General features: G+C 66.0%; 1 protein-coding gene. It reads left to right on the forward strand.

Annotation, left to right across the window (positions count from 1 at the left end; genetic code table 11):
- Positions 1 to 103 precede the first annotated feature (103 nt).
- On the forward strand, positions 104 to 1,097 hold a 994-nt coding region (locus ACLQ2Q_RS22185; RefSeq protein ID WP_425824069.1), incomplete at its 3' end, for an IS481 family transposase.

Here is a 1,097-nt window from a genome sequence, read left to right on the forward strand (position 1 = left end):
CTAGCTGTAGTTCCCTGGGACGTTGTGAACATCTGAGGTAAGCGAAGACCTCCGCGTCAGGATGTGGGTTACCACACTCACTGTCCTGACCACGGAGGTCTTCGTGACTCACGCTAATGCGCCTTTGACGCCGGAGGGGCGTCGTCGTCTTGCTGTTCTCGTCGTCGATCAGCGGTGGTCGTTGCGTCGCGCGGCGGAGCGGTTCCAGTGCTCGCCGGCGACGGCGAAGCGGTGGGCGGACAGGTACCGGGCCGGGTTGCCGTTGACCGATCACAGTTCCCGCCCGCATCGGTCGCCGGCCCAGTTGCCGCGTCGGACGGAGCGGCGGATCGTGGCGTTGCGTTTCACTCGCCGGTGGGGTCCGCATCGGATCGCGTATCACCTGCGATTGCACCGCTCCACCGTCGGCCGCGTCCTGGCGCGTTACCGGATGCCACTGCTGGCCAGCATCGACCAGTCGACGGGACTGCCCGTGCGCAAACCCCAGCCGAAGCGCTACGAGGTCGCCGCGCCCGGTCAGTTGGTGCACGTGGACATCAAGAAGCAGGGCCGGATCCCTGACGGCGGCGGCTGGCGCGTCCACGGTCGGACATCCGCGCAACACCGGAGATCTGGCGTCGCACGGAACCGGGCGGCACGCGCGGGCGCTGCCAGCTCGCGGGGGTTCCGCTACCTGCACCACGCCGTCGACGATCACTCCCGCGTCGCGTACTCGGAGATCCTCGACGACGAACGCAAAGAGACCGCCGCCGGCTTCTGGACCCGCGCCAACGCGTTCTTCGCCGGCATCGGCGTGACCGTGACGGCGGTGATGACAGACAACGGCTCCTGCTACCGATCACACGCGTTCGCGGACGCTCTCGGTGACATCCAGCACAAGTGGACCAAGCCGTATCGCCCGCAAACCAATGGCAAGGTCGAGCGATTCAACCGCACCCTCGCCACCGAATGGGCATACGCAGCCATCTACGACAGCGAGCAGGCTCGAGAAGCGACCTATCAAGACTGGATCCATCACTACAATCACCACAGACCCCACACCGGCATCGGCGGCCAAGCCCCCTCAACCCGCGTTCACAACCTCACGGGGAACTACA

Origin of the sequence: Microbacterium sp. DT81.1 (assembly GCF_049844955.1) — a bacterium.
GTDB lineage: Bacteria > Actinomycetota > Actinomycetes > Actinomycetales > Microbacteriaceae > Microbacterium.